The 7,972-nt window shown below is 63.2% G+C and carries 5 protein-coding genes and 1 tRNA gene; 5 read left to right on the plus strand and 1 reads right to left on the minus strand.

Annotation, left to right across the window (positions count from 1 at the left end; translation table 11 throughout):
• From ACV4UY_RS13230 to ACV4UY_RS13245, 4 genes are all read left to right on the plus strand, one after another.
• The coding region (locus tag ACV4UY_RS13230; protein ID WP_491608057.1) for an SH3 domain-containing protein at positions 1 to 230 on the plus strand (230 nt) is incomplete at its 5' end.
• Entirely contained in the window at positions 227 to 1,114 is an 888-nt protein-coding gene (locus tag ACV4UY_RS13235) for an efflux RND transporter periplasmic adaptor subunit (RefSeq protein WP_491608058.1), read from the plus strand. The genes ACV4UY_RS13230 and ACV4UY_RS13235, both read left to right, overlap by 4 nt.
• Entirely contained in the window at positions 1,111 to 2,430 is a 1,320-nt protein-coding gene (locus ACV4UY_RS13240) for an efflux RND transporter periplasmic adaptor subunit (protein WP_491608059.1), read from the plus strand. Before ACV4UY_RS13235 ends, ACV4UY_RS13240 begins: the two co-directional genes overlap by 4 nt.
• Positions 2,427 to 4,532 (plus strand): hypothetical protein, encoded by a 2,106-nt coding sequence (locus tag ACV4UY_RS13245; protein WP_491608060.1) that lies wholly within the window; start codon positions 2,427 to 2,429, stop codon positions 4,530 to 4,532. The genes ACV4UY_RS13240 and ACV4UY_RS13245 overlap by 4 nt, the downstream gene beginning before the upstream one ends.
• 347 nt (positions 4,533 to 4,879) lie before the next feature.
• Here ACV4UY_RS13245 and ACV4UY_RS13250 read toward each other — a convergent pair.
• Positions 4,880 to 4,956: transfer RNA gene (locus tag ACV4UY_RS13250), tRNA-Ile, on the minus strand.
• A gap of 310 nt (positions 4,957 to 5,266) precedes the next feature.
• On the opposite strand from ACV4UY_RS13250, the gene ACV4UY_RS13255 reads away from it, so the two are divergent.
• A partial coding sequence (locus ACV4UY_RS13255) for a bacteriohemerythrin (protein ID WP_491608061.1) occupies positions 5,267 to 7,972 on the plus strand: 2,706 nt, incomplete at its 3' end.

The following is a 7,972-nucleotide window of genomic DNA, read 5'->3' on the forward strand; positions in this document are numbered from 1 at the left end:
CGTCGGAACCCGTCGAGTCCAGGCCGGCGAAAGAGAGTTCGGTCGTGAAACAGGCCAAGGTCAAGATGGCCTCCAACGTGCGTTCCGGCCCCGGCATGAAATTCAGCACGGTTCGTCTGCTCGCCAAAGATGAAAACGTGTCGGTGTTCGAACAGAACAAATGGGCCGGCTGGGCGCGTATCGGCGAGAATGAGTGGGTGGCGATCTCTCGGATTGCGATGGAGCCATGATCGCGGGGCAAACCCGGATGCTGATCGTCGCCGGACTTGGGATGCTCGGCTCCCTCGGGTCGGCGACGGCGCATGCCGAATCGCGCGTCGAGCCTGCCACCAGGCCCCCGTTGTCGGTCAATCGGTTGGTGGAGCCGCCTGCGTCCGCCGCATCCACGCCGGTCGCGACGCATCCGCTCCCGGCTCCGGCCCCAAGCGCATTGCCGGCCTCGGGGTTGCTGCGCGCCCAGATTCTGCCCAGGCAGTTCACCACCCTCTCCAACGAACTGCCGGCGCGCATCGAAAAGATCCATGTCGCGGAAGGAGGGCGTTTCAAGGCCGGTGAGACGCTGGTCTCCCTGGACTGCGCCATCCAGAAGGCGCAGATGGAAAAGGCCCGTGCCGCGTTGACCGCCGCGGAGAAACTCTCCTCGGTCAACGCCAGGCTGGCGGAAATGAAGACCCTCGGCGGACTGGAGGTGGTCACCAGCGCCGCCGAGGCGGCCAAGGCTCGCGCCGAGTTGTCCTGGATGAGCGCCACCGTGGCCAAATGCACGATCGCCGCCCCCTTTTCGGGTCGGATCGCGGAACAGAAGGCACGGGAGTTTCAATATCTCCAGGCCGGTCAACCGATCCTCGACATCCTCGACGACAGCCGCCTGGAGATCGAGTTCATCGCCCCATCCGCCTGGCTGACCTGGCTGAAACCCGACCTGACCTTCACGATGCACGTCGATGAGACCGGGAAGGCGCATGCCGCCAGGATCTTGCGTGTCGGCGCGCGGGTCGATGCGGTCAGCCAGTCGGTCAAGGTTACCGGCGCCTTCACCCGGAATTTCCCGGAGCTGCTCGCCGGCATGAGCGGTCGCGTCGAAATCACCCCGCCCGCCGCCGGGCAACCATGAACGCCTACCACCCCCTGGTGACGCTGTTGCAATTGGCGCAACGGATCCGCAACGCTCCGGATCTGGAGATGCTGCGTTTCATTCTGGTCAACGAGACCCACGGTCTGGTCCCCTATCGCCAAGCCGTGCTCTGGAACGCCTCGGGAACGGTGGAGGCGTTGTCCGGCATCCCGAGCGTGGATGCCAATGTGCCGTATGTGTTGTGGCTGCGCCATCTTTTCGCGCACTTGAAGCCGGTCGCCAGCGACGCTCCCCTGTTGATGGAAGGGGCGTTCGCCCCCCTGGAGGTGCGCGACGGCTGGAGCGAATGGTGGCCGGAAATGGCTTTGCTCATCCCTTTGCGGGTCGGTGAGACGCTCATGGGGTGGTTGCTGCTGGCGCGCGAGACCCCGTTCGAGGAGGCCGAGGTCGAACTGTTGCGCCATTTGGGCGAAAGCCATGCCCATGCCTGGCGCTGTCTGCGAGGCGGCGGGCGTGCCCTGGGAACGATCCTGCCCGCGCAACGCTGGAAAACCCGGGTCGTGGTGGGGCTGCTGATGATGGGGGGATTGGCCTGGCCGGTGCCGCTGACGGTGTTGGCCCCCGCCGAGGTGGTGTCGCGTCATCCCGAGGTGATCCGCTCGCCGATGGATGGGGTGATCGACCGCTTCCATGTGCAGCCCAACGATCCGGTCACCCCTGGCCAACCGCTCTTCGATCTGGACGAAACCACCCTGAAAAGTCGCCTGGAGGTGGCGGAAAAGAGCCTGGCCGTGGCCGAATCCGAGTATCTGGTCACTTCGCAACTGGCGTTGCAGGATTCGCGCTCCAAGGCACAATTGGCGATTCTTTCCGGGCGGGTCGAGGAGAAACGTCTGGAAGCCGATGGGGTGCGGGATCTGCTCGCGCGGGGGCGGGTGAAGGCGACCCGTGCCGGCATCGCCTTGTTCAGCGATCCCCAGGGGTGGATCGGTCGTCCGGTGATGACCGGCGAAAAGATCCTCACCGTGGCCGATGCGCGGGATGGCGAGGTGGAGGCGTGGCTGTCGGCGGGCGACGTGATTCCGCTTGAGGCCGGTGCGCCGGTGACGCTCTTCTTGAACATCGACCCGCTCCATCCCCGTGGCGCGCGGCTGCGACTTCTGGCCTACGAACCGGTCGCTCGTCCGGATGGCATCGTGGCCCATCAGTTGCGCGCCACCCTGGACGGGGAGGGGGGCGAACCGCCCCGTCTGGGGTTGAAGGGAACCGCGCGCATCGCCGGCGACACGGTATCCCTCGGCTGGTGGATGGCGCGGCGTCCTCTGGCCTTGGCGCGACAATGGCTGGGATGGTGAAAACCGCGCTCATCCTGCCGCCGCTGCGCGAGGAGATCGTGCTTCACGGGCGGGCGCGTGCCCTGGACGGGTCGCCGCGCTTCACCCTGGCCGATCCGACCCGCAACCGATTCTTTCAGATCAACTGGCCCACCTTCGAGATCCTGTCACGCTGGGGGGAGGGCGATGGTGTCCGCATCGCCGAACGGATCGGACACGAGACCGCTTTGTCGGTGACCCATGCGGAAATCGAGGAGGTGTTGAAATTCCTGGCGGACAACCATCTGCTGCGTTCCGTCCACCCGGAGACCACCCGGCGCTTCCATCGGCTCGCCTTGGCCGAAAGGGGGCACTGGCTCACCTGGCTGTTGCATCACTATCTTTTCTTTCGCATTCCGCTCATCAGGCCCGACCACTTCCTGAACCGCACCTATCCGTTGGCGCGGCCTCTGTATGGGGCCTTTTTCGCACGGTTCATGGTGGCGTTGGCGGCGGTCGCGCTGTTTTTGTTGTTGCGGCGCTGGGATGCGTTTCACGCCGCGCTGTTGCACCATCTGGAGTCCGGCAATCTGCTCGTGGGGTATGGGCTGACCCTGATCGGCGTCAAAAGCCTGCACGAACTCGGACACGCCTACACCGCCAAACGGTACGGATGTCGCGTGCCCACCATGGGGGTGGCCTTTCTGGTGTTGCTGCCCATGCTCTACACCGACACCACCGAGGCCTGGAAACTGTCCGACAAACGGCGGCGACTGATGATCGCCTGCGGCGGAATGCTGGCCGAGGGGTGCCTGGCGGTGCTGGCCCTGTTGGCCTGGCAGTTTCTCCCTCCTGGCCAGGGGCGCGAGATGGCCTTTTGGATCGCCACGACCTCGCTGGCCACCACCCTGGCCATCAACGTCTCCCCCTTCATGCGTTTTGACGGCTATTTCATCCTGTCGGACTGGCTGGATCTGCCCAACCTGCACGAGCGATCCTTTCGCGTGGCGCGCTGGTGGTTGCGGGAGCGGTTGTTTCGTCTCGGGGTTCCGTGCCCCGAGGAGTTTTCCGGGCGCATGCGGCGGTTCCTGATCCTTTTCGCGCTGGCCACCTGGATCTACCGCTTCGTGCTCTTTTTGGGCATCGCGGTGCTGGTGTATCACTTTTTCGTCAAGGTGGTCGGCATTCTGCTGTTCATCGTCGAGATCGGCTGGTTCATCATCCGTCCCGTCTGGTTCGAAATCCTGGCCTGGCGGCGGGTGTTGCCGGTGGCGCGCACCCCCTGGCGACTGCCGCTGTTGCTGGCGGGCGCGACGCTGCTTCTGGCCGTTCCCTGGTCCACGCGGGTGAATGCCCCGGCTTTGCTGGAAGGGGCGGTGTTGACCCGTCTGTATGTTCCTCACGCGGCACGCCTGGAACGGATTCATGTGTCCGAATCCGCCAGGGTCGAGGCCGGGGAGCCCTTGTTCGTGCTGCGCGCGCCGGATCTGGAGCGTCAGAAGCGGTTGACCGGGGTGCGCATGGCCAACGCCGGCTGGGAGTTGGCCGTGGCCGGCCTCGATGCCGCCTGGAGTCGTCGTGCGCGCACCGCCCGCGAGGAGCGGGAGCGTTTCGCCGCCACCCTGACCGGTCTGGAGGCCGAGGAGCGGCGTCTGGTGCTGACCGCGCCTTTCGCGGGAGAGATCCTGGATCTGGCCCCGGAGTTGACCGAGGGGGTCTGGATGGGAGGCGGCACCCATCTGGCTACCCTGGTGGAACGGCGGCAGTCGGCGGTCTGGGCCTATCTGGAGGAGGGAGATCTGGGGCGGGTTCGGGCCGGGGCGCGCGGGGTGTTCGTTCCGGAGGGGGTGGAGTTTCCCGGCGTGGCGGTCCGTTTGGCGGAGTTGGAGGCGAGCGCAGTGGCGGAGTTGGACGAACCGTTGCTCGCTTCGTTGTCCGGGGGACCGATTCCGGCGCGGCTGCAACAGCGGAGCGTGGTGCCGGAGGGGGCGTGGTTCAAGATTCATCTGACGAGCGAGGCGGACCATCCTCCGTACCCGGTGCGTCTGCGCGGCACGGTCCACCTGGAGGCCGAACCGCGCTCGCCGCTGGAAGGTTGGCTCCATTCCGCGCTGCTGGTGCTGGTGCGTGAGCTGAAGATGTGATCCACCTGACCCGGTGTTTCGAAAGCGCTGTTGGTCATCTCGGGCGTGGCTTGCAACGTTTGGAAGGTCATGAATGGTCGAGAGCCTGCTGGTCTCGTTTTCCATCTTGGTCTGCCCTGATCACCCCGATCAGACCTGCCAAGGATTGATCACGACGGTGATTCCCTGATGGTCGGCATCCAGCGCGTTGGTTTTTTTTTGAAGCGCGAACCAACACACCAGACGGGTGAAATGACGGCAGAATTTTTTTGGCCGTGGCCCTTTCCAAAGAGGAGGTTCACGGTCGGGAGGGTGAGGGGAGGTTTTCCCCATCATGAATCGTTTGATGCAGGAGGTATTGCGGAGGATGGTGGGCCTAAGTGGAGTTGAACCACTGACCTCACGCTTATCAGGCGTGCGCTCTAACCATCTGAGCTATAGGCCCGCAGCCGGGAAACACTCCCCTTTATAGCGGAGCTTCCAAGGAAGGTCAATGGGAAAATCGATTTTTTTTCATTTTTTCGCGTTGGAGTGGGTAACGACGACATCTGCATGGGGGGTGCAACATCCGGGATGAAGTCGTGAACGGGCGCGCGGGCTTGATCTGTGCTGGCGGAGCCGGCAACGCCTGGCGTGCAAGCGGCGCGGGAGCAAGGATTTACGCAACTTATTGCAAGGTCCCTTCCGTTTTGTTAATCAATTGGGGTATCATGGAGTATTCATGCTTCACCATCCCTTCCGGAAAAGGCAAGCCCATGAAATCCTCCCCATCGCTCTCCGTCGTCGCGGCCTACATTGGTCGATTGAGCCTGCCCAAACGGATCGCCATCATCCTGGTCCTGGCGATTCTGAGTCTCGTGGTGACCAGCATGCTGCTTTTGCATGCCAAAAAGGACGGGATGCTGGAGGATCGCCAAACCAGAACCCGCCAGTTGGTGGACACTGCCCACGATGTCCTGAAATTCTTTCATGCCAGGCAGATCGCCGGCGAGATGAACCAGACCCAGGCCCAAGAGGCGGCCAAGGCGATGATCCGCACCTTCAGCTATGGGGATATCGCGCACGACTACTTCTGGATCAACGACATGACCCCGAAAATGGTCATGCATCCGAACAAAACGGATCTGGAGGGCAAGGATGTTTCGGGTGTCAAGGATCACCACGGCAAGTCCCATTACCTGGAATTCGTGGAGGTGGTCAAGAAACAGGAGTCCGGCTTTGTCTCCTACGATTGGACCGATCCCAAGGATCCCACCAAGGCGATTCCCAAGATCTCCTATGTGATGGGCTTCAAGCCCTGGGGCTGGATCGTGGGCACCGGCATCTACATCGACGACGTGGATCGGGCCTTTCATGCCGACCTGATTCTGTTGCTCGAAGAGATCCTCGTCGTGCTGATCGTGCTGGTCGCCTTGTCGCTCGTCATCGCCAAGACCATCCTGTTCCAGGTGGGCGGCGACATCCACCTGGTGGAGGACACGGTGCGGCGTCTGGCGGATGGCGACATGACCATTCGCATCCGCAGCAAAGGTGCCGATCCCACCGGCATCGCACATGCGGTGAACCGGCTGGCCGACCGGTTGGAAAAGATCATGCGCATCATCAACATGCACTCCGGCGGCATCACCGCCTGCGTCGCCGAGTTGATCAAGATCCGCGATCAGATCGGTGACGACGCCAGAAGCTCGCAACGGATCGTCGAGGGGGTCTCCGAGAAGAACGACACCCTCTCCCAGGAGGTCAACACCATCACCCTGGCGATCGGACAATCCACCGAGAGCATCAACGGCATCGCCACCGCCGCCGAGGAGGTGACCCACAACATCGTCACCATCGCCGCCGGGGCCGAGGAGGCAAGCGCCAACATCGCCACCATGGCCGCCGCCGCCGAGGAGATCACCGCCAACATCGACGGCGTGAACAACAACCTCACGAGGGTCGATGAGTCGGTCAAGAACGTCGCCTCCTCCATCGAGAACATCACCTCGGCCCTCGAGGAGATCAACCGTCGTTGCCAGAGCGCCAGCGCCGAATCCGAAACCGCCCACTCCAACGCCCTCGGCGTACGCGAAGTGATGGATCGCCTCTCCTCCTCGGCCCAGGAGATCGGCGACGTGGTGGACATCATCAACAACATCGCCGAACAGACCAACATGCTCGCCCTGAACGCCTCCATCGAGGCCGCCGGCGCGGGCGACGCGGGCAAGGGGTTCGCGGTGGTGGCCAACGAGGTGAAGGAGTTGGCCCGTCAGACCGGGGATGCCACCCGGATGATTTCCGAAAAGATCAACCGCATCCAGGGCAACACCCGCGAGGCCACCGAGGCCAATTCGAGCGTGGCGGGGAGCATCGACCGCATCAACGAGGCCAACCGCGAGATCACCGAATCGGTGGAGATGCAATCCGTGGCCATGGTGACCATTTCGAACGCCATGGATGACGTGGCCAAGGCCGCCGGCGAGGTAACCCGCAGCGCCCTGGAGTTGGGCACCGCCGCCCAGGAGGTGGCGCGCGCCGCCCAGGAGGCCGCCGCCGGTACCGGCGAGGTGGCCAAGTCGGCTTCGACCGTGGCCATGGCCGCCGAGTCGATGGCCGACATGACCCGTCACGCCCAGGTGCTCTCCAACGACATCATGGCATCCACCCAAACCACGCTGGAGGCCTCCAACGTGGTGCAGCAGAACATGGGCGAGGCCTCCTCCGTGGTGGCGATGACCCGCGGCTCCTCGACCCAGTTCGCCCGCATGGGCGAGGTATTGCAGGATATGTGCGGCGCGCTTTATGCCGCCCAGGCCGAGGCCGATCTGGGCACGCCGATTTTCGACATGCGCGCCTCCAAGGCCTTTTTCCTCGGCTGGCACAGTCTCATGGAGCAGGCCATTCCGGGTCGCATCCGTCTGCCGCGCGAACGGTGGCTCAAACCCGAGGACTCCCCTCTGCACGCCTGGATCCAGGCCACCGCCGCCAGCGATTATGGCAACAGCCCCCGATTCCAGGAGATGAGCCGCCAGCACGGCCAGATCTTCGCCAAGGCGGTCGAGACCCTGGAGCGGATTCTCAAGGTCTCCGAAGAGGGGCCGGAACTGGCGGACAAAAGATTGCTTGAATATCTGTCGATGGTTCGCAAACTCTTCTCGCTGCTGGATATCCTCTATCTGGAGAACGGCAAGGACATCGAGGACGATTCGGTCTTTTTCCCGTGGACCGGCAATCTGGATACCGGCATGGTGGACATCGACAACGACCACAAGAAGCTGGTGGACATGGTGAACCAGATCCACAAGTTGCTTAAGCAGAGCGCGGGCAAGGAACAGGTCATGAAGATCATGGCCGAACTGGCCGATTACACCCATTTCCACTTCGGGCGCGAGGAGAAGCTGTTCGAAAAATATCAGTATCCCGACACCCCGGCCCACAAGGAGAAGCACGTCAAATTGCTCAACGAGGTGAGCGACTTGATG

The sequence above is a fragment of the Candidatus Magnetaquiglobus sp. genome (assembly GCF_058402785.1).

Coding starts and splice junctions, on each gene's coding strand:
- ACV4UY_RS13235 (WP_491608058.1), top strand. CDS start 227: ATGATCGCGGGGCAAACCCGGATGCTGATCGTCGCCGGACTTGGGATG.
- ACV4UY_RS13240 (WP_491608059.1), top strand. CDS start 1,111: ATGAACGCCTACCACCCCCTGGTGACGCTGTTGCAATTGGCGCAACGG.